The sequence below is a fragment of the Nonomuraea sp. NPDC003560 genome (assembly GCF_042878785.1).
Classification (GTDB): Bacteria; Actinomycetota; Actinomycetes; order Streptosporangiales; family Streptosporangiaceae; genus Nonomuraea.
This window is the reverse complement of the sequence record NZ_JBIAOF010000015.1, coordinates 260,965-285,178: the sequence shown is the minus strand read 5'-3', so window position 1 is coordinate 285,178 and position 24,214 is coordinate 260,965. Positions and strand designations below refer to the sequence as shown.

Annotated in this window: 24 protein-coding genes; 8 read left to right on the top strand and 16 right to left on the bottom strand. The window is 74.2% G+C overall.

What is annotated here, in order from left to right; genetic code table 11:
• Position 1: 1 nt before the first annotated feature.
• The 9 genes from ACFYUV_RS44320 to ACFYUV_RS44280 all read right to left on the bottom strand — a co-directional run bounded on the left by ACFYUV_RS44320 (position 2) and on the right by ACFYUV_RS44280 (position 9,396).
• Positions 2-1,507 (bottom strand): PucR family transcriptional regulator, encoded by a 1,506-nt coding sequence (locus tag ACFYUV_RS44320; RefSeq protein WP_387680322.1) that lies wholly within the window; start codon positions 1,505-1,507, stop codon positions 2-4.
• Positions 1,504-2,559: a DUF917 domain-containing protein gene (locus ACFYUV_RS44315; RefSeq protein ID WP_387680319.1), complete on the bottom strand. Its 1,056-nt coding sequence runs from the start codon at positions 2,557-2,559 to the stop codon at positions 1,504-1,506. Before ACFYUV_RS44315 ends, ACFYUV_RS44320 begins: the two co-directional genes overlap by 4 nt.
• Positions 2,556-3,491, bottom strand: coding sequence for a hypothetical protein (locus ACFYUV_RS44310; protein ID WP_387680317.1), 936 nt, complete (start codon positions 3,489-3,491; stop codon positions 2,556-2,558). Before ACFYUV_RS44310 ends, ACFYUV_RS44315 begins: the two co-directional genes overlap by 4 nt.
• Positions 3,488-4,807: an MFS transporter gene (locus tag ACFYUV_RS44305; RefSeq protein ID WP_387680314.1), complete on the bottom strand. Its 1,320-nt coding sequence runs from the start codon at positions 4,805-4,807 to the stop codon at positions 3,488-3,490. Before ACFYUV_RS44305 ends, ACFYUV_RS44310 begins: the two co-directional genes overlap by 4 nt.
• Before the next feature lie 176 nt (positions 4,808-4,983).
• The gene (locus ACFYUV_RS44300; RefSeq protein WP_358299091.1) at positions 4,984-5,400 is read right to left on the bottom strand and encodes a nuclear transport factor 2 family protein; all 417 of its coding nucleotides are present in this window, start codon (positions 5,398-5,400) and stop codon (positions 4,984-4,986) included.
• 88 nt (positions 5,401-5,488) lie between these two features.
• Positions 5,489-6,448 (bottom strand): alpha/beta hydrolase, encoded by a 960-nt coding sequence (locus ACFYUV_RS44295; RefSeq protein WP_387680311.1) that lies wholly within the window; start codon positions 6,446-6,448, stop codon positions 5,489-5,491.
• Between the two features lie 110 nt (positions 6,449-6,558).
• The gene (locus ACFYUV_RS44290; protein ID WP_364341843.1) at positions 6,559-7,314 is read right to left on the bottom strand and encodes an ATP-binding cassette domain-containing protein; all 756 of its coding nucleotides are present in this window, start codon (positions 7,312-7,314) and stop codon (positions 6,559-6,561) included.
• A complete protein-coding gene (locus ACFYUV_RS44285) occupies positions 7,311-8,351 on the bottom strand; it encodes an ABC transporter permease (protein ID WP_387680308.1) in 1,041 nt (346 codons plus the stop codon). The genes ACFYUV_RS44290 and ACFYUV_RS44285 overlap by 4 nt, the downstream gene beginning before the upstream one ends.
• A 64-nt stretch (positions 8,352-8,415) precedes the next feature.
• On the bottom strand, positions 8,416-9,396 hold the full coding sequence (locus tag ACFYUV_RS44280; protein WP_387680305.1) for a sugar ABC transporter substrate-binding protein: 981 nt from the start codon (positions 9,394-9,396) through the stop codon (positions 8,416-8,418).
• 130 nt (positions 9,397-9,526) lie between these two features.
• Between ACFYUV_RS44280 and ACFYUV_RS44275 the strand changes: the two genes are divergently transcribed.
• The gene (locus ACFYUV_RS44275) at positions 9,527-10,165 is read left to right on the top strand and encodes a TetR/AcrR family transcriptional regulator (RefSeq protein WP_352364129.1); all 639 of its coding nucleotides are present in this window, start codon (positions 9,527-9,529) and stop codon (positions 10,163-10,165) included.
• Positions 10,166-10,176: 11 nt separating this feature from the next.
• On the opposite strand, the gene ACFYUV_RS44270 is transcribed toward ACFYUV_RS44275, so the two are convergent.
• A complete protein-coding gene (locus tag ACFYUV_RS44270; RefSeq protein WP_387680301.1) occupies positions 10,177-11,019 on the bottom strand; it encodes an HpcH/HpaI aldolase/citrate lyase family protein in 843 nt (280 codons plus the stop codon).
• Positions 11,016-12,203 carry a CaiB/BaiF CoA transferase family protein gene (locus ACFYUV_RS44265; RefSeq protein WP_387680298.1) on the bottom strand — a complete coding sequence of 396 codons (1,188 nt, stop codon included), beginning with the start codon at positions 12,201-12,203 and terminating at the stop codon, positions 11,016-11,018. The genes ACFYUV_RS44270 and ACFYUV_RS44265 overlap by 4 nt, the downstream gene beginning before the upstream one ends.
• A 60-nt stretch (positions 12,204-12,263) precedes the next feature.
• Here ACFYUV_RS44265 and ACFYUV_RS44260 point away from each other — a divergent pair, with 60 nt between their 5' ends.
• The 4 genes from ACFYUV_RS44260 (at position 12,264) to ACFYUV_RS44245 (ending at position 15,220) form a co-directional block, all read left to right on the top strand.
• Positions 12,264-12,917 (top strand): GntR family transcriptional regulator, encoded by a 654-nt coding sequence (locus ACFYUV_RS44260; protein ID WP_352364123.1) that lies wholly within the window; start codon positions 12,264-12,266, stop codon positions 12,915-12,917.
• A gap of 110 nt (positions 12,918-13,027) precedes the next feature.
• Positions 13,028-13,753, top strand: coding sequence for a hypothetical protein (locus tag ACFYUV_RS44255; RefSeq protein ID WP_387680295.1), 726 nt, complete (start codon positions 13,028-13,030; stop codon positions 13,751-13,753).
• Complete coding sequence (locus ACFYUV_RS44250; RefSeq protein WP_387680292.1) at positions 13,750-14,451, top strand: HAD family hydrolase; 702 nt, start codon at positions 13,750-13,752, stop codon at positions 14,449-14,451. The genes ACFYUV_RS44255 and ACFYUV_RS44250 overlap by 4 nt, the downstream gene beginning before the upstream one ends.
• A 28-nt stretch (positions 14,452-14,479) precedes the next feature.
• Positions 14,480-15,220 (top strand): GntR family transcriptional regulator, encoded by a 741-nt coding sequence (locus ACFYUV_RS44245; protein WP_358299066.1) that lies wholly within the window; start codon positions 14,480-14,482, stop codon positions 15,218-15,220.
• On the opposite strand, the gene ACFYUV_RS44240 is transcribed toward ACFYUV_RS44245, so the two are convergent.
• The 3 genes from ACFYUV_RS44240 to ACFYUV_RS44230 all read right to left on the bottom strand — a co-directional run bounded on the left by ACFYUV_RS44240 (position 15,164) and on the right by ACFYUV_RS44230 (position 18,801).
• Complete coding sequence (locus ACFYUV_RS44240; protein WP_357977400.1) at positions 15,164-15,811, bottom strand: DedA family protein; 648 nt, start codon at positions 15,809-15,811, stop codon at positions 15,164-15,166. The two genes, ACFYUV_RS44245 and ACFYUV_RS44240, sit on opposite strands and share 57 nt — an antisense overlap.
• Positions 15,812-16,023: 212 nt before the next feature.
• Entirely contained in the window at positions 16,024-16,527 is a 504-nt protein-coding gene (locus ACFYUV_RS44235; RefSeq protein WP_352364113.1) for a MarR family transcriptional regulator, read from the bottom strand.
• Positions 16,528-16,611: 84 nt separating this feature from the next.
• On the bottom strand, positions 16,612-18,801 hold the full coding sequence (locus tag ACFYUV_RS44230; protein ID WP_387680288.1) for an FUSC family protein: 2,190 nt from the start codon (positions 18,799-18,801) through the stop codon (positions 16,612-16,614).
• A 261-nt stretch (positions 18,802-19,062) separates the two neighbouring features.
• On the opposite strand from ACFYUV_RS44230, the gene ACFYUV_RS44225 reads away from it, so the two are divergent.
• A complete protein-coding gene (locus tag ACFYUV_RS44225) occupies positions 19,063-19,461 on the top strand; it encodes a hypothetical protein (RefSeq protein WP_387680285.1) in 399 nt (132 codons plus the stop codon).
• Positions 19,462-19,629: 168 nt separating this feature from the next.
• Here the strand turns inward: ACFYUV_RS44225 and ACFYUV_RS44220 are convergent, their stop codons facing one another.
• Positions 19,630-21,720, bottom strand: a complete 2,091-nt coding sequence (locus tag ACFYUV_RS44220; RefSeq protein WP_387680282.1) for an alpha-galactosidase — start codon at positions 21,718-21,720, stop codon at positions 19,630-19,632.
• Positions 21,721-21,990: 270 nt separating this feature from the next.
• Here ACFYUV_RS44220 and ACFYUV_RS44215 point away from each other — a divergent pair, with 270 nt between their 5' ends.
• Complete coding sequence (locus ACFYUV_RS44215; RefSeq protein ID WP_352324744.1) at positions 21,991-22,323, top strand: STAS domain-containing protein; 333 nt, start codon at positions 21,991-21,993, stop codon at positions 22,321-22,323.
• 36 nt (positions 22,324-22,359) lie between these two features.
• Positions 22,360-23,775 (top strand): RNB domain-containing ribonuclease, encoded by a 1,416-nt coding sequence (locus ACFYUV_RS44210; RefSeq protein ID WP_387680368.1) that lies wholly within the window; start codon positions 22,360-22,362, stop codon positions 23,773-23,775.
• 116 nt (positions 23,776-23,891) lie between these two features.
• On the opposite strand, the gene ACFYUV_RS44205 is transcribed toward ACFYUV_RS44210, so the two are convergent.
• Positions 23,892-24,062: a hypothetical protein gene (locus ACFYUV_RS44205; protein ID WP_352331507.1), complete on the bottom strand. Its 171-nt coding sequence runs from the start codon at positions 24,060-24,062 to the stop codon at positions 23,892-23,894.
• Positions 24,063-24,214 lie beyond the last annotated feature (152 nt).

The window sequence follows — 24,214 nt, the reverse complement described above, 5'->3', positions numbered from 1 at the left end:
CTCAGCGCAGCAGCACGTGGCAGGCGAGCTGCAGCGCCAGGCGGGTGGCGGCGTCGTCCAGGTCGAAGCCGGCGGCCTTGATGCGGTCCAGGCGGGTGGTGACCGTGTTGCGGTGCACGCCCAGGCGTTCGGCGGCCTTGAGCGCGCCGCCCTCGTCCAGGACGGCGGCCAGCGTCACCAGCAGCGTGCCGTCCTTGTCGACGGCCAGCAGCGGCTGGAGCACGACGGTCGCCGGCGCGCGCAGCACCCCCGCCGGGAGCGCGCCGAGCAGCTCGGCCGGTCCCATCCGGTCGGCGCGGGCCACCGTGCCCGCGCCGGCCACGAACGCCGCCGCCTCGGCGCCGAGCAGCGACTCCCCCACCGCCTCCAGCCCCTCCACCGCCGCGCCCACCCCGGCCGCGCACGGCCAGGGCATGCCGTGCACGCAGCGCCGCAGGTGCTCGGCGAGCTCGCCGGGCGGCTCCGGCGACCACCCGGCCCAGCCCTCGCCGCGCCGCAGCACCGGCACCTGGCCCAGCGCCGCGGTGACCAGCGCCTGCACCAGCGGCCCGTCGTCGGCCAGCGCCCCCATCGGGCGGACGTGGTAGGCGGTCAGCGTGCCGCGCACCCCCCATCCCAGCGCCACGGCCTCGGCCGGCGCCCCTTCCAGCCAGATGCCGCCGTCGCCCGCCGGTTCGTGGGCCGGCCGGCCCGCCGCGAGCAGCCGCCGGGCCAGCGCCGACTGCAGCGCGAAGTCGCGCGAGGCGCGCAGGCGCTCCTGGGCCGCCCACGCCGCCAGCGGGGCCACCGCCAGGCCCAGCACGGTCCGCACCACCGCGGGCCAGCCGGGCGAGCGGGACGTGCCGGCGGCCACCAGCGTCCCGAGCGCCGGGCCCTCCTGACCGGGCACCTCGACCTCGGCCGCCCACCGGGACCCCGGCGGCCGGGCCGGCTCGTGCTCGCCCGGCGCGCGGGTGGCGCTCTGGCGGCCGGCGACGTGCAGGCCGTACCGGTCGAGGAAGGCCACCGACGTGCCGGGCAGCTCGGCGTTGAGCACCCCGAGCACCCGCCGCGCCGAGGGGCCCGCGTCGGCCAGCCGGGTCGCGCAGCGGGCGACGAGCTGGGTGCGGGCCGCCTCCGGCCTGGAGGCCGCCGAGGCCACCCGGACGGCGACGATCAACGGGTCCTCGTCCACGAAGATCAGGGTGACGCCGAGCCGTTCGGCCAGCACCTCGCCCGACCCGGCGCTCAGGCCGCCCGACGGCGCGATCACGCAGGCCGCCGCCTGCTCCCAGGCCCGGCGCATGGCCATCTCGACCGCCCAGCCGCCGCCGGCCGCCGCGCCGATCAGCACGACCGCCGTGTGCGGCGTCACCGCGCCGAACACCGACAGGTCGTCCACGATGCGGACCTGGTGCACGGGGTTGTCGCCGCTGCCGTACATCCTGGCCCCGGCCAGCGGGCCGGCGTTGACCAGCTCCGCCACCGTGACCGGCGCCTCCCAGCCGGGCTCGCGCAGGCCGCTCACGGCGACTCCGCCCGCTGCTCGAACGGGATCCCGAACGCCCGCAGCCCGCCCAGCGCGAGCCCCGCGTCCGTGTGCCAGACCGGCGCGGCCTTGACCACCATGACCTCCACCTCCATGCCGGGCGCCGCCTTGTCGACGTCCACGACCAGGCCGTCGGCGGACGAGATCATGCAGATCTGGTCCGGCGCCATCGCCACCGGCGCCCCGTCGGCCAGGGCGAGCACGATCTCGTTGTGCGCCTCCAGCCGGACGAGCCTGCGCAGGCCGCCCGTCTCCTGCACCACGATGCTGGAGGGCAGCGAGGGCATGGCCACGTCGACGCCGTGCCCCGTGCTGCCCTCGACGGCCAGGATGCGGCCCGCGCACAGCGTGCGCACCCCGTACGGGGCGGCCGCCGAGCGCGGCGCGCCGGGCACCCCGGCCGCCAGCAGCAGGCTGACCGTGCCCGGCACCAGCACCCGGGCCAGGTCCCGCGCCGCCATCGGGTAGCAGGCGGCCACCGCCCACCCGCCCACCGCCAGCACGACGGGACGCAGCAGCTCCTCCACCCGGCCGCCCGCGGTCTCCAGCAGCGCCAGCTCCCCCGACGCCCCGGCCAGCGCCAGCGGGGACGCGCTCAGCCCGCCCAGCGTGTACGTCGTCTGCTCCACCAGCGGGAACACCCGGCCCGTCCCGTCGCCGTCGACCAGCGGCACGCCCAGGGCCGCGGCGGCGACCAGCGGGATCAGCGCGTTCTCGGCCGCCAGATTGAGCGCCGCCACGGCTCCGGCCCGCTCCCCCAGCCGCCGCTCCAGCGCCCGCACCGCCCGTACGGGCTCGTCGCCCGCGGGCAGCTGCTCGCCCAGCGCGGTCGTGGACCCGACCAGGCTGACCACCATGCACAACGTCCCCGGGTCCAGCTCGTGCGCGGCGGCCAGCTCGACGCCGTCGCCGAGCACCGACTCCGCCCAGGCCAGGGTGAGGCCGTAGGAGGACTCGCCCGCGCCCGTGGCGAACAGCCGCGACCCCGCCGAGAAGCGGCGCAGCTCATCGGGGCCCACGAGCCGGGTCACGGCGTCGCGCCTTCGGCCGTGACGCGCACCCGGTAGAAGCCGTCGGGCAGGTAGGACAGCGGGTTGACGGTGGTCTCGGCGATCCGGGCGAAGCCGGGCGCGGCGCCGGCGCTGACCACGCGGGTCAGGGCCTCGTCCCTGGCGTCCTGCAGCGCCCGGTCCAGCTCGGCCCGGCCGCGGGCCTGCACGATGCGCTCCACCTGGGCCTCGGGACGGGCGAGCGCCGCGCCGTAGGCCGCGGCCAGCAGGTCCTCGCCCGCGGACTCGATCACCTGGAACGGCGCCGGGACGTCCGCCGTGGCCAGGGCGGCCCGGCCGCGGCGCAGGCTGGTCGTCCCGCCGCGGTCGCAGGCCCGCGGGAACCTGCGGAAGTAGTGCGCCGACACCAGGCCGCTGCCGGTGCGGGCGAAGAACACCGGCACCCCGGGCAGCTCCCGCGCCACCCGGTCGGCGATCCGGCCCGCCTCGGGGCCGAGCGCCGCGTTCCGGATCGCGTGCGCCTCGCGTTCCCGCAGGCCGGGGCGGCCGAACTCGTACGACAGCGTGATCCTGGCCGCGGGCACCTCGGCGGCGATGATCGCGGCCACCGCCAGCTCGTGGTCGGCCAGCATCGGCGAGCCGGTCGCCGTCACCGCGAAGTCGACCAGGCCGCAGCCGGCGGCGAACTCGCGTACCGCGCCGGTGTCCAGCGGCGCCAGCGGGCGGCCGGTCAGGCTGTGCCCGCCGCGCACGATCGTGGCCACCCCCGGGTCAGCGACCGGCCGCAGCACCGGCGGGCACGGTCCGCCGACGCGGATCGCGGCCACCGGCGCGCGGGCTATCCCGTCGAGGTCGACCGCCACGCAGGCGCGTACGGCCTGCGACGGCGGAGCGCCGTCGCCGACGGCCACCACCGCCGGCGACGGCCCGTCCAGCGCGACGCCGAGGATCACTCCAGCTCGCGCCCTTCGGTCTCGGGCAGCGGCATGGCCAGCAGCGCCGTGGCCACCATGAACGCGTTGATCACCAGCATCGTCGCGGTGAAGCCGGTGGCGTGGGCCAGCAGCGCGCCCACGGCCGACGGCGCGACCGTGGTGGCCACGAGCTGGGAGGCCGTGGCCCAGGAGTAGCCGGTGCCGCGCAGGGCGGTCGGGTAGAACTCGCCGTTCCAGGTGTTCCAGACGCCCCACGCGCCCAGGCTGAAGAACGACAGGACGAAGTTGCCCAGGTACAGGCCGGTCAGGCTGCTCGCGGTGGCGAACCACAGGCCGCCCAGCACGGCGGCGACGACGTAGAACAGGAAGACCTTCTTGCGGCCGAACCGGCCGGTCAGCAGGGACGCGCTCACGTAACCGGGGATCATCATCAGCGCGCTGAGCGCGGCGAAGCCGAGCGAGGCCGACAGCGACAGGCCCTTGGCCTGCAGCAGCGTCGGCAGCCAGGTCTGCAGCCCCCAGTAGCCCCAGTTGAAGACGAAGTTGAGCAGCAGCATGAGCACGGTGATCCGGGCCAGCCGGCCGCGGAACAGGTCCATGGGGTTGCCGGCCCGCGCGCCGGCCACCGTTCCGGCGATCGTGAACGTGGCCTCGGCGTCGGGGCTGCCCAGGACGCGCAGCACGGCCCGCGCCTCCTCCTGCCGCCCGCGGGCGGCCAGCCAGTACGGCGACTCGGGCACCCACGCCCTGATCGCGAACGCCCACAGCCCGGCCGCCGCGCTGGCGATGACCACGACGTGCCAGCCGAGCCCGCCGAGCGTCACCGAGGCGGCGATGGCCGCCAGCATGCCGATGGGCCAGCCGATCGACAGGTAGACCGCGGCCCGGCCCCGGTGCCTGGTCGGCAGCAGTTCCAGGAAGAGCGGGAAGGTGATGGTGTAGACCCCGGCCAGCGCGAGCCCGGAGCAGACGCGCAGCGCGACCAGGGTCGCCATGTTCGGCGCGAACGCCGAGGCGAGCGCGATCACGCCGTATGCCAGCAGCGACCAGAACGCGGTCGGCCGGCGCCCGACGCGGTCGGCGAGCGGTCCCCAGACCAGCACGCCGGGGATCATGCCGAACGCCACCGCCGACAGCACGACGCCGATCCCGGCCTCGTCGATGCCGAACGCCGGCCCGAGGTCGCCGGAGACGTAGACCAGGGCCAGCTGCTCCCAGGACTCGATGACGAAGGCGATGAACAGGGCGAGCGCGATGAGCACGTGCCGGCGGGAGAACGGCATCCGGTCGAACGCCGCCCCGATGGGGAGCGTCGGTGCGTCGGTGGCGGTCATGCAAGCTCCTCGGAGGGGGGCGCGAAGTATTGCCGCACCATAGGGCCGTCCCCCTTCCTCCTCGGTGTGCGCGACGCCCGGCCGGGGCGGGCCCGGCTGTGCGGGGCGCACTGCCGGGTCACTGCCGGTGTCACTGCCGGGGCCGTCGCGTGGCGCGCCCGCGCCCGGTCAGGTCGTCAGGGCGTGTCCGCGCGCGCGTCGTCCGTGTGCGGCCTGGTGCACGAGCTGAGCGTGTTCTCGTGCACGTGGACGATCTTCCACTCGCCGTCCACCAGGCGCAGCACGCTGGTCGTCCGGACGAGTTCGGGGTCGCCGTGCTCGAAGTCCACCTGCAGCAGGTACCGGGCCAGGGCGGTGTCGCCCCACACGTCCACGATCTCGTCGATGGCCCGGACGGAGGTCTCCGCCGGGCCGTCCGACGGCCGCGCGTCGCGCACTCTTTCGAGCTGCCGCCTGCTGGTGATCAGGCCGGGCTCGGCGGAGTCCCAGATCGTGGCCTCCGGGTGGAGGAGCCGGTCGATGCCCTGCCTGTCGCCTCGCGCGTAGGCGTCGTACATGCCGGTAATAACGGCCCAGACAGCGTCGCGTGCCACGCTTCCGTACTCCTTTGGCTTGGTGGAGAAATATCGTTCTTTCTCACCGTATGGGCAGCGTGAAACGCAGGCGTCTTTACGTTGTAGATCAGGCGTTCAGCCACTCGCGCAGCTTGGCGACCGCCAGGCTCATGGCGGCCTTGTTGGCGTTGGTGTCGCGCAGCAGGTCCACCATGGCGAAGTCGTGCACCATCCCCGCCAGCTCGACCGCCGTGACGTCGTTGCCCGCCTCCCGCAGCCGGGCCGCGTACGCCTCGCCCTCGTCCCGCAGGACGTCGGCCTGGCCGTTCAGCACCAGGGCCGGCGGCAGGCCGCGCAGTTCCTGGTCGCTCGCGCGCAGCGGCGAGGCGTGGCTCTCCGCGCGCTGCGCCGGATCTGTCGTGTACTGGTCCCAGAACCACTTCATGCCGTCCCGGTTGAGGTAGTAGCCCGTGGCGAACTGCTTGTAGGACTCGGTGTCGAAGTTCGCGTCCGTGACGGGGTAGAACAGCACCTGGCCGAGCAGCCGCACGTCACCGCGCTCCTTGGCCATGAGCGTGAGCACGATCGACATGTTGCCGCCCACCGAGTCCCCGGCCACGGCCATGCGGGAGGGGTCCAGGCCCTTCTCCGCGCCGTGCTCGGCCACCCACTGGGCGGCGGCGTAGTTCTGCTCGATCTGCGTGGGGTACTTCGCCTCGGGCGCGCGGTCGTACTCGGGGAAGACGACGGCGGCGCCGGTCCGCACGGCCAGCTCCCGCACGAGCCGGTCGTGCGTGTGCGCCGAGCCGAACACCCAGCCCGCGCCGTGGATGTAGAAGATGACCGGCAGCGTGCCCGTGGCGCCCTTGGGCTTGACGATGCGCACCGGCACGATGCCCGTCGGGCCGCCCTGGACCTGGATCCACTCCTCGTCGATCTCCGGCTTGGGCACGCTGGGGTCGGACTGCAGCTTCTCCAGCACCTCGCGGCCCTGCTCGGGCGGCAGCTCGTAGATGAAGGGCCGCTTGGCGTTGGCGTCGGCGAACTCCTGCGCCGCCTTCTCCAGCACGATCTGCTTGCTGATCATCGTCGTCACGGTGGCCGTCCCCGGGGTCGTCAGTCGTCGTCCACCCGGTTCCTGCCTTGGCCTACCTCGATCCGATCGCCCGATTCCGTCAAATTCCGATCAAGCGGCGATCATTCGCGCCGGAGCTCGTGGTCCAGCTCCGCCAGCTCCGCGCCGCCGGCCATCAGCGCGGTCAGCTCGTCCTTGCCGATGTCGGACTTGGCGTACTCGCCCATGCTGGTCCCGCGGTTGAGCAGGAGGAAGCGGTCGCCGACCGGGTAGGCGTGGTGCGGGTTGTGGGTGATGAACACCACGCCGAGCCCCCGGTCGCGGGCGCGGGCGATGTAGCGCAGCACCACGCCCGCCTGCTTGACGCCCAGCGCCGAGGTGGGCTCGTCCAGGATGAGGACCCGCGCGCCGAAGTGCACGGCCCTGGCGATGGCGACCGACTGCCGCTCGCCGCCCGACAGCGTGCCCACCGGCTGGTCGACGTCCCGGATGTCGATGCCCATGGCGCGCAGCTCCTCCGCCGCCACCCGGCGGGCCCTGGCCACGTCGAAGGCGAGCCCCTTGCGGGGTTCGGAGCCGAGGAAGAAGTTCCGCCAGACCGACATGAGCGGGATCATCGCCAGGTCCTGGTAGACGGTGGCGATGCCTCGGTCGAGCGCCTCGCGCGGGCCGGCGAAGCGCACCTCGGCGCCGTCCACCAGGTACGTCCCCGTGTCGTGCTGGTGCACCCCGGCCAGGATCTTGATGAGCGTGGACTTGCCGGCCCCGTTGTCGCCGAGCACGCAGGTGACCGAGCCCGCCTCCACGCCCATCGACACCCCGCGCAGGGCCAGCACCGAGCCGAACGTCTTGCCGATGTCGCGGGTCTGCAGGATCAATGCCGCACCTCCTCGGCGTAGCGCCGGACCATCCGGTTGGCCAGCGTGGCGAGCAGCAGCATGGCTCCGAGGAAGAACTTGAACCAGTCGGCGTCCCAGCCCAGGAACACGATGCCCTTGTCGGCCATGCCGAAGATCACCGCGCCGATGGAGGCGCCGACGGCGGAGCCGTACCCGCCGGTCAGCAGGCAGCCGCCGATGACGGCCGCGATGATGTAGACGAACTCCTGCCCGATGCCGATGTTGGCCTGGACGGAGGTGTAGCGCAGCGCCAGGATCGAGCCGACCAGCCAGGCGGCCACCGCCGTGGTCATGAACAGCGCGATCTTCGTCCGGGCCGCCGGCACCCCGACCGCCCGCGCGGCCTGCTCGTCGCCGCCCACGGCGAAGATCCAGTTGCCCGGCCTGGAGCGCATGAGCACCCACGTGGCCAGCGCGGTGATCGCGATCCACCACAGGATCGCCACCCGGAACGACGTGCCGCCGATCTGGATCGTGCCCGCGAGCAGCGCGCTGGCGCCGTCGAACCCGGCCGCCCGGCGCAGGCCGCCGACCTGCACGGTCCCGGTGACGGCCTTGGTGACGCCGAGGTTGACGCCCTGCAGCATGAGGAACGTGCCCAGCGTGACGATGAAGCTGGGCAGCTTCGTCCGGGTCACCACCAGGCCGTTGGCGAACCCCACGGCGAGCGCCACGACCAGCCCGGCCAGCATCGCCGGCCACACGCCGAACCCGTAGCGGGTGGCCAGCGTGACCAGGATCAGCCCGCTGGTGCCGGTCAGCACGCCCGCCGACAGGTCGAACTCGCCGCCGATCATGAGCAGCGCCACGGCGACCGCCATGATCCCGAGCGTGGCGGCCGGGTCGAGCCAGTTGGCGATCCCGGCCGGCGAGCGGAACACCTCCGACTGCGCGGCGAAGAACGCGAACACCACGACCAGCCCCACCACGGCGCCGAGCTCGGGCCGGACGATCAGGCGGCGGGCCAGGCCGACGCGGGCGACCCGCTCGTCGGCCCGCGCGGGAGCGGCCGTCATCGGCGGCCCTCCCCGCGCCCGGCCCCGTGCCCGGCCGCGTCCCCGCCCGCGTCCCGGCGGCCGCTCATCGGGTGCCCGCCTCGGCCAGCTTGGCCACCTGCTCGGCGTTGTCCTTGGTGACGAACCCGGGCCCGGTGTTGACCGGCAGCCCGCCGCCGACGGTGTTGAGGTTGTCCTTGTACAGCTTCAGTACCGTGATCGGCAGGTAGCCCTGCAGGTACTGCTGCTGGTCGACGGCGAACAGGATCTCGCCGTCCTTGATCGCGGCGACCACGTCGCCCGACAGGTCGAAGGTGGCGAGTTTCGCCTGCGAGCCCGAGTCCCTGATCGCGTCCCTGGCCGCCACGGCGACCGCCGGGTTGAGCGCGAGCACGCCGTTGACCTGCTTGTCCGACTGCAGCTTGGCGGTGACCTTGGAGGTGACGTCGGCCAGGTTGGCGACGTCCACCTGCAGGCGCTCGACCGTGCCGCCCAGGGTCTGCTCGGCGCCCTTGCAGCGCTGGTCGAGGCCGACGTTGCCGGCCTCGTGGACTACGCACAGCAGCTTGGTGACGCCCGCGGCCTTGAGCTGCTCGCCGGCGCCGCGCCCGGCCACGTCCTCGGACTGGCCGACGTGGGTGAGGGCGCCGAACGCCTTGGAGGAGTCGGCCCCGGAGTTGATGGTGACGACCGGGATCTTCGCCGCGACGGCCTTGCCGACGGCCTCCTTGAGCGCGTCGGGGTTCGCCATCGAGACGACGAGGCCGTCCACCTTCTCCGCGACGGCCTGGTCGATGAGCTGCGACTGCTTGGCGGGGTCGCCGTCGCCCTGGTAGGTGACCTTGACGCCGTACTGCTTGCCGGCGGCCTCGGCGCCGTTCTTGACCACGTCCCAGAAGGCGTCCCCGGCGCCGCCGTGGGTGATGACGGCGAAGCTGCCGCCGCCGGCCGCCGGGGCGGCGGCCGAGCCGGGCGCGGCGCTCTGCGCGCCAGGCTCGGCGGAGGAGGAACAGCTGGTCAGGGCGAGTACGCCGGCCAGCGCCAGCACGATCGGGGTACGTCTCATCGGATACCTCCAAGACCAACGGGCTAGCCTGGTTCTACCGCAATGTGCTCTCTTTGTATAGACATACGGACCAGCTCTTCGATCTTCACCGGAAGTAGAACGGAATCTTTCGTTCCCGTATGCTGGGGGCATGACCAGCGCACCCATGAGCGGCCGCAAGGCGCAGGCCGCCCGCAACGACGAGCTGATCCTCCAGGCGGCCAGGGCGGTCTTCACCGCCGATCCGGGCGCCCCCATCGCGGCCGTGGCCGAGAAGGCGGGCGTCGGGATCAGCGCGCTCTACCGCCGCTACCCCAGCAAGGAGGCGTTGCTGCAGAAGTTGTGCGGCGACGGGCTGAAGCTCTACGCCGCCGTGGCCCAGCGCGCGATGGACGACGAGGGCGACCCCTGGGAGGCGTTCGCCTCCTACCTGCGCGGCATCGTGGACGCCGACACCAACTCCCTGACGATCAAGCTGGCCGGCACCTTCCAGCCGACGGAGGAGCTGTACCACGACGCCGTCCGCGCCGGCGACCTGGCCACCCGGCTGCACCGCCGGGCGGTCGAGGCGGGCGTGCTGCGGGCCGACGTCACGGTGGCCGACATCGCGCTGCTGTTCGAGCAGATCGCCTCGATCAAGCTCGGCGACGAGGAGCGCACCTCCCAGCTCCGCCACCGCTACCTGACGCTGATGATGGACTCGCTGCGGGTGCCGCCCGCCCACCGCGACCTGCCCGGCCCGGCCCCGGCGGACGAGGAGCTGCAGGTCCGCTGGTACCCGTCGCGTTAACCGGGTTCGGGTCAACCGGGTTCGGGCCGGTCCGCCGGGGCGAGCCGGCGGGCCAGGTCCAGCACGCGGCGGGCCCTGGCGAGGACCGGGGCGTCCACGAAGCGGCCGTCGGGCAGGGCCACCGCCCCCGTGCCCGTGCCCGTGCCCGCCCGCTCGGCCGCCTCGACGATCTCGGCGGCCCTGGCCGTCTCCTCCTCGGTGGGACGGAAGGCCCGCCGGATGGCCGGGAGCTGCGCGGGGTGGATGGCGGTCCTGCCGAACAGGCCGAGCGCGCGGCCGGCCCGGCAGGAGGCGAGGAGCCCGTCCTCGTCCTTGATGTCGGGGTAGACCGACATGGGCACCGGCGGCAGGCCCGCGGCCGCGGCGGCCAGGACGACCTGCAGCCTGAGATGGTTCATGGCGGTTCCGTCGGTGAGGGACAGCTCGGCGGCCAGGTCCTGCTCGCCCAGCGCCACGCCGGCCACCCGCGGGTGCGCGGCCACGGCGCGGGCCTCGACGATCCCGGCCGCCGACTCCAGCAGCGCGTACAGGGGGGCCGTGCCGGGCAGGGCGTCCAGCGCGGCGGCCGACTCGACCTTGGGCAGCCGCACGGCGTCGGCCAGCTCGCCCACGGCGGCCAGGTCGTCCAGGCCGCGCGCGGTCGTCACGTCGTTCACCCGGACGTGGATGCGCGGCCCGGCCTGCCTGGGCCCGCGCAGGTAGGCGACGGCGTGGGCGCGGGCGGCGTCCTTGGCGGCGGGCGCGACCGCGTCCTCCAGGTCGATGATGACGACGTCGGCCCCCGAGGCGACGGCCTTGGCGAAGCGCTCGGGACGGTCGCCGGGCACGTACAGCCAGGTGACGGGGGCGTTCACGCGATCACCCCGGCCTCGCGCAGGGCCGCGACGGTCTCGGCCGGGTAGTCCAGCTCGCCGAGCACCTCGTCGGTGTCGTGGCCGAGCGGGCGGCCGGGCCAGCGGATCTCGCCGGGCGTCTCCGACAGGCGGAACAGCACGTTCTGCAGGGTGACCGTGCCCAGCTCCGGGTCCGGCAGCTCGACGAACGTGCCGAGCGCGGCGTACTGCGGGTCGGTCGCCAGGTCGGTGACGTCGTAGATGGGGGCGACGGCGGCCTGGGCCTCCTCGAAGCGGGCGATCACCTCGTCGGCGTCGCGGGCGGCGATCCAGGTGGCGACCGCCTCGTCCAGCTCGTCCACGTGCTGGACGCGGCCGTGACCGCTGGCGAACCAGGGCTGCTCGACCAGGTCCGGCCGCCCGACGAGGGTGACGACCCGCTCGGCGATGGGCTGGGCGCTGGTGGAGATCGCCACCCAGCGGCCGTCGCGGGTGCGGTAGGTGTTGCGCGGGGCGTTGCTGCTGGACCGGTTGCCGGTGCGCCGCGGCACCACCCCGAGCGCCTTGTAGGCGGTCATCTGCGGCCCGAGCAGGCCCAGGATCGGCTCGATGATGGCCAGGTCGATCACCTGCCCGCGGCCGGTCGCCGCGCGGGCGTGCAGGGCCACCATGATCGCGTACGACATGGCCAGGCCGGCGATGCCGTCGGCCAGGGCCAGCGGCGGCAGGGTCGGGGGGCCGTCCGGCTCGCCGGTCATGGCCGCGAACCCGCTCATGGCCTCGGCCAGCGTCCCGAACCCGGGCTGCCCGGCCATCGGGCCGATCTGCCCGAAGCCGGTCATCCGGGCCACGATCAGCCGCGGGTTGGCCTTGAGCAGGTCCTCGGGGGCCAGGTTCCAGCGTTCCAGGGTGCCGGGACGGAAGTTCTCGATCAGCACGTCGGAGCGCTCGGCCAGGCGGCGCAGGATCTCCTGGCCCTCGGCGCGGGAGAGGTCGACGGCGGCGGTGCGCTTGTTGCGGGACAACGACTTCCACCACAGGCCGACGCCGTCCACCGAGGCGCCGTGGCCGCGCGAGGGGTCGCCGCGGCGCGGGTGCTCGATCTTGATCACGTCGGCGCCGAAGTCGCCGAGCATCATCGCGGCGGAGGGGCCGGCGAACAGCGTCGCCGCGTCGATGACCCGCAGGTCGGCCAGACTTGTCATAGTTTGTAAGTTATAAGAAATAATTTATAGCCGCGACCGGCCGTGCGAGAGACTGGGGACATGACAGCCAGCGAGCCCACGCCGCCCATGAGCAAGGCCGACTACGTCTACAGCGTGCTGCTGGACGAGATCCGCGGCGGCCGCATCCCGGGCGGCACCGCCCTGCGCGCCGGGGCCGTCGCCCGGCGGCTCGGCGTCTCGGTCACCCCCGTGCGCGAGGCGCTGCGCCGGCTGGAGAAGGACCGGCTGATCAGCTACGAGGCCCACCACGGCGCGACCGTCATCGACCTCGGCGACGACGCCCTGGCCGAGTACTACGGGCTGCGCGCGGTCGTCGAGGGCCTGGGGGCGCGGCTGGCCGCCGCCCGGATCACCGCCGACGACCTCGCCGGGCTGCGCGACCTGCACCGCGAGATGGCCGCCGACGCCGAGCAGGGCAGGCACGACCGGCTGGCCGACCAGAGCAGCCGCTTCCACCTGCGCATCGTCGACATCGGCGGCCCGGCCTTCCTCGGCGCCCACGCCAGGTCGGTGCGCAACGGCGTCCCGGTGCCCGCCGAGGCGTCGCTGTGGCTCGACCCGGAGCAGGTCGGGCGGCAGCTCCAGGCGCACGAGCGGCTGCTGGCCGCGCTGGAGGCGGGCGACGCCGACGCCGCGGAGCGCGTCATGATCGACCACATCCGGCAGGCGGGCGAGTACCGCAAGCACCACTGATGACAAACATCATCGTTCACCCCCGGTTCATTGATTCACCGTGACGGGTGTTGCACGATGAGTCACTCTGATGGTCTTGCCGCGACCCCGACGCCGAAGGAGCCGACACTGTGGCGGACGTGTGGACGCTCAATCCCGACTACCGCACCCCCCGGGTCCCCACAGACCAGGCCACCGAACCCGGCCCCTGGCGCCACCCCGACGGCCAGGTGATGAACGGCGCCTACGAGCGCAGGCGTCCCAAGCGGCGCACCGAGGTCGTCACCGTCTGGTACGGCTACGCGCTGAGCCGCTGCCTGGGCCCCCGCATGCCGCGCTTCAGCAGCCCGCTGGTCTCGGCCTGGAACCCGGTGCTGGCCCAGGGCCTGAGCTGCGACCCGGGGTCGCCGACGCCGTACCGCGACGAGCACTGGTGCGACCGCTGGATCGCCGAGGCCCTGCTGTACGGGCGCAAGCCGTACGGCACCTTCACCCTGCCCGCCGAGGAGGCGCTGCGCTGGTTCGCCAAGAGCGGCGGCACCGGCCTGGTCTACCGGGCGCGCGCCGAAGGCTCGGCCGTCCGGGTCGTGGCCGGCACCACCGAGCCCTACGAGCGGCTCTTCGACCTCGACTCCCTGATCGCCGACTACCACGAGGCCCTGCCCCCCGGCCGGGCCGCGGCCGAGGTGGCGGCGCTGGAGTCGCATCGCGGCCTGTCCCCCGCCCTGGCCTACGTGCTGGGCGAGGACGCCGAGGCGCGCTTCGCCGCCGCGCCGCGCTCGGTGCGCGGCCTCACCCTGGGCTACCCGCCGCGCGAGACGGCCGCCCGCGTCGCCGCCGATATGCTCGCCGGGTGAGCGGCAGCATCAAGGGCATCCTGTTCGACCTCGACGGCACTCTGCTCGACCATCGCGGCGCGGCCGACGCCGCGATCACCGCGTGGGCGTCGGAGCTGGCCCCCGGCCATCCCCGCCTGCCCGAGGTCGCCTCGCTGTGGGCGGCGCTGGAGATCCCCCACCTGGCCGCCTGGCAGGCCGGCGACTGCTCCTGGCAGGAGCAGCGCCGCCGCCGGGTGCGCGCCCTGTGCCGGGAGCTGTCCGTGGAGGCGCCCGCCGACCTGGAGGCCGCCTTCGCCGGCTACACCGACCACTACCGGCGCGGCTGGGCCGCCTACCCCGACGTGGCCCCGGCGCTGGCCGGGCTGCGCGGCTACACGCTGGGCGTCCTGACCAACGGGTCACAGGGCGTGCAGGAGGCCAAGATCCGGGCGCTCGGCCTCGACGTGGGCCCGGTGCTGACCGGCGAGTGCCTGGGCGGGCACTTCAAGCCGTCCGCCGCCTGCTACGCCGCCGCCGCGCGGGCCCTCGGCCTGCCGCCCGAGCAGGTGCTCCTGGTGGGCGACGACCTCGACAACGACGTACGCGGCCCGGCGGCGGCCGGCATGCCCTCGGTGTGGCTCGACCGGCTGGGCGTCGAGGCGGCACCGGCCGGGTTCCCCCGCCTCACCTCGCTCGCCGGGCTGCCCGCGCTGCTCGCCACTCGCTATTTGTCTTGACATTCTGACCTCGGTTAGGCTGATCAGCATGACCCCGAACCTGGCCATCGACCTGGACCGATCCAGCCCTGTGCCGCTCTACTTCCAGGTGGCCGAGCAGATCGCCGAGGCGATCCGGCGCGGCGACCTGGCGCCCGGCTCCCGGCTGGACAACGAGATCCTGCTCGCCGACAAGCTCGGCCTGTCCAGGCCGACGATCCGCCAGGCGATCCAATACCTCGTGGACAAGGGCCTGCTGGTGCGCAAGCGCGGCGTCGGCACGCAGGTGGTGCACGGCCAGGTCAAGCGCTCGGTCGAGCTGACCAGCCTCTACGACGACCTGCGCCGCTCGGGCCAGGAGCCGGCCACGCAGGTGCTCGCGCTGGAGCCGCGCCCGGTCGAGGAGGACAAGGCGGCCATCCTGGGCGTCGAGCCCGGCACCGAGATCCTCTACCTCGAACGCCTGCGCTTCGCCGCCGGCGAGCCGCTCGCCGTGCTGCACAACTGGCTGCCGCTGGGCCTGGCCCCGCTCTCGGCCGCCGACCTGGAGGGCCGCGGCCTGTACGAGCTGCTGCGCGGCGCGGGCGTGCGCATGCGGGTGGCCAACCAGCGCATCGGGGCCCGCGCCGCCGGCCAGATCGAGGCCAAGCTGCTCGACGAGCGCCGCGGCGCGCCGCTGCTCACCATGATCAGGACGACGTACGACGACCAGGGCCGGGCCGTCGAGCACGGCTCACACGTCTATCGGGCCTCGCACTACTCCCTCGAGGTCACCCTCATCGAGCGCTGAGGCCGCGCGGCGCTTGAGATAGAGCGTGGTGCCGATGCCGAACAGCACGGCCACCCCGAGCCCGACCCAGGAGAAGCCCTTCAGCCACTTCTCGGCCACCATGCCGAGATAGTAGATCACCGCGGTGGTGCCGCCCGCCCACACGATGCCGCCCAGCACGTTCGCCACGGCGAACCGCCAGTACGGCATGCGCAGCGCCCCCGCCAGCGGCCCGGCCAGGATGCGCAGCAGCGCGATGAAGCGGCCGACGAACACGGCCCAGACGCCGTACCGGTGGAAGTAGTCCTCGGCCTTGGCGACGTGACGGGGGCCGAAGTGGCGGGGGAAGCGGCGGCCCAGCCGTTCGAACAGCCGGCGGCCGCCCTTGCGCCCGATGGCGTAGCCGGCGGAGTCGCCCACGATCGCCCCCGCGCTCGCGCACACGCCGACGGCGACCGGGCTGACCACGCCCTTGGCGGACAGAATGGCGGCGCTGACCAGCACGATCTCGCCGGGCAGCGGGATGCCGAGGCTCTCCAGGCCGATCACGAGCGCGACCATCGCGCACAACCAGGCGGCGGGGATCGCTTGCAGCCATTCGTCGATATGCACGCGGCCACCCTAACCCCGCTCCCCGCCTCCTCCATCCGTCCGCCACCCGAACCGCACACCCGAGCCGCACTTCTTGGGGCCGCACTTCTTGGGGCCGCACTCCTTGGGGCCGCGCTCCCGGCCCCCTCCCCGGCCCCCTCCCCGGCCCCCTCCCGGGGCCGCCGTCGGCGGGCCCGCCATGCGGAGGTGGGCGTGCGGAGGCGGCGGGGGGCTCAGCCGAGGAGGCCGCCGAGGCGGCCCTCCAGGACGAGCAGCAGTTCGGCCAGCAGGTCGGCGAGCTGGCGTTCGCGGTCGCGGGGAAGCCCTTCCAGCAGCTCGGTCTCGTAGTCGAGCTGCTCGGGCAGCAGGCGCAGGATCAGCTCCCTGCCGCGTCCGGTCAGCGAGAGGTGGGCGACGCGCCGGTCTCGCTCGTCCACCCGCCGGGCGACCAGGCCGATCTCCTCCAGCCGCCTGACCCGCTTGGTCACCGCCGCTCCCGAGGCGAACGTCTCGCGGGCCAGCCTGCCCGGCGTCAGCTCGCCGCCGACCCTGAGCAGGGCGCACAGCAGGTCGTACTCGGGACGGCTCACCCCGGCGCGCCCGAGCGGGGCGTCGGCGGCCTGCTGCAGGAGCGCGGCGCAGCGGTTGAGCCTGCCGATGACGGCGATCGTGTCGAGGTCGGCGTCGGGAAGGACCTGCCGCCATTGCCGCAACGCCTTCGCGACGGCGTCCTCCACGTGCTGGTTCCTCTCATCGTGCCGATCTTCCGGTGGCTCCGATCGTACGCGCCGACGGCGCCGCTCCGGCCCCCGGTGGAACGATCAGGCGTACAGGGTGGCGAGTCTGCGGTGACCGGCGCGCTCGGCGGCGGCGATGCGCTCATGGGGCAGCGCCCCGGTCCACCACTCGCCCGAAGCGACGTCGGCCGCTTCGCGGACCTCGACCAGCGCCGCGCGGAGCCGGTCCCGCTCCCCCGGCTCCGGCGTCCCGGCCAGCATCCGCTCCAGACGTACGAGCCCCGCCCGTACGCGCCGGGCCGCCCTCCGGTCCGGCACCAGCACGCAGGCCAGCAGCCCCGCCACCGCGCCGAGACACGTGTCCAGCCAGCGATCGGCCACGAGCTCGGCCACCGGCCGCGTCCCGGCGAACTCCCCCATGAGGATGGCCATCGGCGTGACGAAGACGCTGCCCAGCCAGTAGTTGCGCGTGATGGCCGCCTCCGTCGCGAACTGCAACGCCAGCACGGCCACGACGAGCGCCACCGCGCCGAGCCGGGTCACGGGGGCGACCAGGGTGAACAGCCCGACGCCCAGCAGGTTGCCGACGACGCGCTGGATCGCGCGGCTCCAGGAGAGAGTGGTGTTGGCCGCGAACACGGCCGCCGCCGTCACCACCGCCCAGTACGGCCTGCCCACCCCCAACGCCATGGACCCCCACCCGGCCACAGCGGCCCCGGCGCACACCATCCCGACAACCCGCCACCGCCTCACCACCTCGCCCACCACCCGCACAACGCCACCCCCTGTCCCACGCCGCACTACCTCGCCCGATCCACGCACCCCGCCGCCCGCTGCCCCACGCCGGACTCGGCCAGCCGCCGCCGCACGCCCTACTCCGCCGGCCGCCGCCGCACGTCCCGGCCTGTCCGCTCCGGTCATCGCGGACTCGTCCCGTCCAGCCGCGACGCCTTCGAGTTCGGCCCGCTCATCCGCAGGGAGCGCGACCTCGCGCGGGGACGGCAGCGGGCGCCCTTTGCGCAGGTCGCGGGCCCAGCGGGCGAGCTCTCCGGGGGTGGCCCGCCGCATTGCACCTGAAGCAGCGAGAGCGCCAGGAACCGCCTGAGCCCCCGAAACACCGGAAACATTCGGAACACCCGGAACACCGGGTAGGCCCGGAACACCCGGAACACCGGGAGGGCCAGAAACGCCGGGAAGGCTCGAAACACTCGGAAGGCCCGGAGCCCTCGCAGCGCAGGGACCGGTCTCCCCGACAATCCCAGCGGCAGCCGACTCGGCGCGGACCAGCAGCCGGGCCAGCGCGTCACGGCGCCGAGCGGGGACGCCGGAGCGCAACAGCGTCTGCCAGGCGGCGTTGACCGCCGCCGCAGCGGCATGGCGCGCCTGGTGGACCGCAGCGGCCTCGCGCCCCTCAGGGAAGTCGCGCCCCTCAGGGAAGTCGCGGGCCTCCGAGAGGTCGCAGGTCTCGGCGAGACCGCGCCCCTCGAAGAGGCCGCGGATGCCGGAGAGAGCATGCCCATCGAAGAGGCCACGGGCGCCGGGGATGCTGCGGGTGCTGAGGACGCTGCGTCCCTCCAGGAGAACGCGAGTCTCGGGGAGAGCGCACGTCTCCGGGAGGGCGCGGGGCTCGGGGAGGGCGCGGGGCTCGGGGAGGGCGCGGGGCCCGGGGGCTGTACGCAGGAGGTGGGCGGTGGATTCGAGGGCGCGGGCGACGGCGATGCGTTCGGGGCCGTCGGGGCGCAGGAGGACGGGGGCCATGCCGACCGTCCAGGCGAGGAGCCCGCCGAGCAGCCCGAGACCGACGTGGGCCGGCACGTCGCCCAGTTCCTGCGGGACGAACACCGCGCCGGCGGCGACGAACGTGAGCACGACGTTCCCCGGCGGCCCGATCCGGGTGGCGTCGCAGACCGCCTTGTGCAGCCCGGCCAGCAGGGCGGCCACCGCCACCCGGACGGCGACCGAGCCGGTGAGGGCCGAGACGACCAGCGCGACCGCCGTGCCGGACGTCATCCCCAGGACGACCCAGGCCAGCGCCCTGGCACGGGCCGCGTACGGCAGGCCGTGACCGTACAGGGCGCACATCGAGCCGGCGGCGGCGTAGGGCACGAGGTCGAGCCGTCCGGCCCACAGGAGGGCGAGCAGCGGGACGGCGAGGGCGACGACGGCGCTCAGGGCGGGTTTGTGCCAGATGTCACCGACGGGCCCCAGCCGTAGCGCCGCACGCACGGGCAGCCGCGCCCGCCACCCCGCCGACGCCCCCACCGCAGACCACAATGAACGCTCCTGCGACGGCGACGGCGACGGCGAAGCAGGGGACGGCAGGGATCGGGCACGGGATCGGGCACGGGATCGGAGCGCACTGGTCATCCCCAAAAGGTTACCAGGTGTTTTACCTGTGAAATAAACCAGGTCGGCGACGGGATCTTGCAACCGGCGATCAAGCGGCGGTCAAGCCGTCCCGGCTAGAAAGTCCTTCGAGATCAGACGGAACGAGCCGCCCGGACGCCGGGCGGAGGACAGAACTGGGGAAGCACAGTGACCACGGGAATCTTGCTGGCTGTGGCGATCACCGCCGGGACGACGCTGCTCACGGCCGCGGTCGGCGTGCCGTTCCTGATCATGGCGAGGAACGGCCAGCGACTCCTGGCGACCGGGATTCCCGCGCAGGCCGTGGTGGAGTCGATGGCCGACACCCACATGTCCGTCAACGACCAGCCCGTCGTCAGCTTCGGGCTGGTGGTGCAGCCGCACGAGGGCCCCGCCTACCGGGTCGCCCACCGCCAGACGCTGCCGCGCATCCCCATGGGCCTGGTGGTCCCGGGCGCGGTGCTGCCCGTGAAGGTGGACCCGGCCCGGCCGGACCGGGTGCGCATCGACTGGGCGGCCTGGCGCCCCTCCCCCGCCGACGCCCCCTGGCGCCCGGCCACCCACTGACCGCCCCGCAGACCGCACCGCTGACCGCACCACCGGCCGCGCCATCGACTGCCCCGCTGAGCACACCACCGAGCACCCCCACGGGACCGGCCCCCGGCCTGAGCACCGCGTGACCGGGAGCGGTCCTCGTGCCACGGAATCGGGCGGCTGGGCCCCGCGATCGAGCGGCTAGCTCTGCCGGCCCCCTGCCACCCGTTCGACCTCGAAGACCAGCGCCGAGGCCGGACGCAGCGCGGGCCCCGGCAGCCCCAGCTCGGCCAGCGCCGCCCCCGGCAGCCGCGCCGGCGCGAACACCCACTGCGGCAGCCCCGCGCCCTCCGGCAGCGGCCCCGCGGCCCGCACCTCGTACAGCGCGGCCGGGTCGAGCCCCGGCAGCCGCAACGGTTCCGGGCTGACGGTGACGCGGCTGGTGAGCTGGACGCAGGCGAACACGGCCTTTTCGGGCAGCACGACCCCGTGCACCAGCGTCGAGGGGTCGGGATGGTCGGCCCGCACGACCCGCCCGGCGTGCAGCACCGGCCGCAGCCGCTTGTGCAGCGCGATCCAGACGCCCAGCTCCTCCAGTTCCTGCGGACTCGCCGAGGTCAGGTCCCACTCCACGCCCATGTGGCCGAACATCGCGGTCGCCGCCCGGAAGGCGAGCGGCAGCGCGCGGCCGGTGATGTGGTCGTGGGGCGCGCCGACGTGGCAGCCCATGCGGTCCGGCGGCACCAGCAGCCCGGTCCAGCGCTGGATGGCCTGCCGGTCGAGGGCGTCGTTGCTGTCGGAGGCCCACACGCGGTCGGTGCGAGCCAGGACGCCGTAGTCGATGCGCGCGCCGCCCGACGAGCACGACTCGATCTCCAGCCCGGGGTGGCGGCGGCGCAGCTCGTCGATCAGCCGGTAGACCGCGGCCGTCTGCGCGTGCACGCCCGGCGTTCCGTCGTGGACGGGCTCGGCCAGGTCGCGGTTGTGGTCCCACTTGATGTAGTCCAGGGCGTACTCGCGGGTCAGCGTGTCCAGGCGGTCGAGGAGGTAGTCGTAGACCTCGGGCCGGGCCAGGTCGAGCACCTGCTGGTTGCGCCAGAGCGCGGGCGGACGGGCGGCGCGGGCGAGGATCCAGTCGGGGTGGGCGCGGGCCAGGTCGGAGTCGGGGTTGACCATCTCGGGCTCGAACCACAGGCCGAACTGCAGGCCCAGCTCGCGTACGTGCTCGGCCAGCGGGTGCAGGCCGCCGGGCCACACGTCCTCGTCGACGTACCAGTCGCCGAGCCCGGCGCGGTCGTGGCGGCGGTGGCGGAACCAGCCGTCGTCGAGCACGAACCGTTCGACGCCGGCGGCGGCCGCCTTGTCGGCCAGCTCGCGCAGCCGGTCGAGGCCGTGGTCGAAGTAGGTGGCCTCCCAGTTGTTCAGGGTGACCGGGCGGACCGGGAGCGGGCGGGCGGCGCGCAGGTGGTCGTGCAGGCGGCCGGCGGCCTCGTCCAGGCCGCTGCCGGACCAGGTGAAGTAGACCCACGGGGTGGTGTAGGCGCCGTCCTGGGCGAGGGTGATCTCGCCGGGTTCGAGCAGTTCGCCGGCGGCCAGCACGGCCTGCCCCTCGACGAGCCGTTCTGCGTAGTGGACGTGGCCGCCGCTCCAGCCGGCGTGCACGGCCCACACCTCGCCGGAGCGGAACCCGAAACCGGGCGTGCCGGCGACGAGCAGGCCGGTCGCGTCGTGCCCGGTTCGGCCGCGGCGGCTCTCCCGCGACCACACCCCCTGCCCGAACTCCCTGCGCTGCGGCACCTTCTCCAGCGCCCACCGTCCGGTGAAGTCCAGCAGCTCCCCGGCCCTGGCGGGCAGCGGCAGCGCGCACGTCAACCCCTGCAGCCGGTACGGCGAGGCGGCGGTGTTGGTCACCGTGTGCCGCATCATGACGACGCCGGAGGCGTCCATCACCAGCTCGCTGAGCAGCCGCAACCCCGCCTCGGCGTCCACGGCGGCGACGGCGACGCGGCCGCCCGCGCCCGGCTCGGCCGCCGTCTCGACGCTCTCGGCGCTCCAGCGCACCGGCCAGTGCTCACCGGCCCGGTCACCGGACAGACCCGGCCGGCCGAACCAGGACTCGTCCTGGCCGGGCAGCAGGGCCAGCGCGGGGGTCAGGGAGAGCAGGGCGGGCGCCAGGTCGGCTCCGGCGACCGCCCCGAGGTCGGCGCCGTAGTGCCGCACCCGCGGCAGCCCGGGGCCGGAGTCGTCGAGCACCAGGGCCGAGCCGGCGGCGGAAAGGATGACGGGGGGCACGTCACGCTCCTCTATGTCAGTAGATCAGGTGGAACGAGACGTTACCGGGCAGTACGCCCCCGCCCGCAACGCCCGTGGCGCCGGTCCCCGCGGGCTCTTCGCACGGAGGGGGCCTGCTCCGCGAGCCCGGACAGGAGGGCATGTACACTCCTCTTCGGAAACAGACCGTAGCGCTGCGTGACGATCATCGCATCCGGCGCCTTCGGCCAGGGGCGGGTCCCCGTAGTCAGCACCACCTTCCTCCGCCCGGACCGACAGCGGGGAGCCGACATGGATTCTCTTCACCTGACCACCAGCCGCCACGACACGACCGTGACCGTCTCCCTGAGCGGCGAGCTCGACATCGCCACCACCGAGGCCGTCCGCGGCCACCTGCTCGGCGTGCTGGAGGAGGCCGGGCGGGCGCGGCGGCCGGACATGTCGGTGGTGATCGAGGTGGGCGGCCTGTCCTTCATCGACGCGGCCGGGCTCGGCATCCTGGTCTCCCTGCACAACCAGGCCGCCCGCGGGCACACCAGCCTGCGGCTGGCCAACGTCCCGCCCAACATGAAGCGCCTGCTGCGGATCACCGGCCTCGACGCCCACCTGACGCCCCAGTCGTGACGGTACGCCCGCCTTGAGTAGGTTGTGGGCGTGTCGATGATTCAGGTTCCTGGCCCGATCCCCGCCAGGCTGGAGGACGGGTTCGACCGCGTGCTGCGCGAGCAGCGGCTGCCCGCCGGGTTCCCCCAGGACGTGCTCGACGAGGCCGACTGGGTGGCGCAGGTGCCCAGGCTTGACGCCAAAGACCTGACCGACGTGCCGTTCGTGACCATCGACCCGCCGGGCTCGATGGACCTCGACCAGGCCCTGCACCTGGAACGGCTGCGCGACGGCTACCGCGTCTGGTACGCCATCGCCGACGTCGGGGCCTTCGTCCGGCCGGGCGGCCCGATCGACGTCGAGGCCCGGACCAGGGGTGAGACGGTGTACCTGCCGGTGGGCAGGGTGCCGCTGCATCCCAAGGTGCTGTCGGAGGGCGCGGCGAGCCTGCTGCCGGGCGCGATCCGTCCGGCCGCGGTCTGGCGCGTCGACCTCGACGCCGAGGGCCGGATCGTCGGCGCGGACGTGCAGCGCGCCCGGGTGCGCAGCCGCGAACGGCTCGACTACGCCTACGTGCAGGCGGCCGTGGACACCGGCACCGCCGACGGCACCCTGAGCCTGCTGGCCGAGATCGGCGCGCTGCGGCTGGGGCTGGAGCGAGCGCGCGGCGGCGTCACCCTGCCCACGCCCGAGCAGGAGGTCGTCCGGGACGCCGACGGCGGCTACCGGCTGGAGTTCCGCGTGCCGCTGCCCGCCGAGGCGTGGAACGCCCAGATCTCGCTGCTGACCGGCATGGCCGCCGCCTCGATGATGCTGGACGCCGAGGTCGGCATCCTGCGCGTGCTGCCCGCGGCGCAGCCGGACGACCTGGCCAAGGTGCGCAGGGTCGCGCAGGCGCTCGGCGTGCCGTGGCCCGAGGGCGCCGGTTACGGGGAGGTCGTGCACGATCTCGACCCGAAGAACCCGCAGCAGGCGGCGTTCCTGCAGGAGTCGAAGGTGCTGCTGCGCGGCGCCGGGTATGCGGCCTTCGACGGCGCGCCGCCCAAACTGGCCGAGCACGCAGCGGTGGCGGCGCCGTACGCGCACGTCACGGCGCCGCTGCGGCGTCTGGTGGACCGGTACGCGACCGAGGTGTGCCTGGCGGTCGCGGCGGGCGAGCCGGTGCCCGCCGAGGTACGGGCCGCGCTGCCGCTGCTGCCCGACATCATGTCGGCGACCGGCCGCCGCGCGGGGGCGGTCGACCGGGCCTGCGTGGACCTGGTGGAGGCGTTCCTGCTGCGGGAGCGGATCGGCCAGTCGTTCGAGGCGATGGTGATCGACGTGGACGAGCGCCGCGGCGGCGGCCAGGTGCAGCTCGTCGAGCCGGCCGTGATCGCCCGCTGCGACGGCGTCCTGCCGCTGGGCGAGCGGGTCGCCGTGCGCCTGACGCAGGCCGACCCGGCCACCCGCGAGGTGCGCTTCACCCTGGCCTGAAACCCACCGGGCCGGCCACCCGCGGGTACGGCGAGGGCCGTGCCGCCGGGCGCCCGCGGGCACGGCGAGGGCCGCGCGCTCGACGATCTCGCGCGCGGCCCCCGGTACCCCTGCCCTCACCGCTTGAGCGGCGACCATCCCGCGCCGACCCCCAGCAGGTGGAGGGCGACGCACAGCAGCCCGGCCGTGGTGAGCGTGCCCGCGGTGAGCACGTTGCCGACGGCGGTGCCGGCGATGTCGAAGATCAGGGCGAGCAGGAAGAACAGGGCGGCGATGAGAGCGAACACGGGTTACCTCCCGAGCTGACCGGACCCGGCCGATGGGCCTGAAGGGGGATCCCTTTCCTACGTCTTGGGGATGTCCGCCGGATTCGACGGAGAAACTGCCCCGAGGGTGACGATCTGTAGCCATATGACGACACCTCCTTGACCGGCCGGTC